The organism is Adlercreutzia equolifaciens, from assembly GCF_029076695.1.
Classification (GTDB): Bacteria; Actinomycetota; Coriobacteriia; order Coriobacteriales; family Eggerthellaceae; genus Adlercreutzia; species Adlercreutzia equolifaciens_A.
Genome location: NZ_JARFIK010000248.1, coordinates 1 through 319 on the forward strand (window position 1 = coordinate 1; position 319 = coordinate 319).

Annotated in this window: 1 protein-coding gene; it reads left to right on the plus strand. The window is 64.6% G+C overall.

The window, feature by feature from the left end; all coding sequences use genetic code 11:
* Positions 1–33 precede the first annotated feature (33 nt).
* On the plus strand, positions 34–319 hold a 286-nt coding region (locus tag PZH32_RS12260; RefSeq protein ID WP_275208529.1), incomplete at its 3' end, for a flavodoxin-dependent (E)-4-hydroxy-3-methylbut-2-enyl-diphosphate synthase.

A 319-nucleotide genomic window follows, 5' to 3' on the forward strand; every position in this document is an offset into this window, starting at 1 on the left:
ACTGGACTGGTTCTTTCTTGAGAAAGAAGTCTTATGGATGAGAAGATGAAGCCGCATCAGCGGACGCGCCGCATGATGGTGGGCGCGGCGCCGGTGGGCGGGGGCGCGCCGGTGGCGGTGCAGTCGATGCTGAATGCCCCGGCCGACGATGTGGCGGCCAACCGGGCTCAAATCGAGGCTCTGGCCGAGGCCGGATGCGAGATTGTGCGCATGGCCATTCCGCGCCGTGAGTGCTTGGATGCCTTCGAGGCCGTGTGCGCTGCCTCGCCGCTGCCCGTCGTGGCTGACATTCACTTCGATGCCACCATTGCCATTGAGG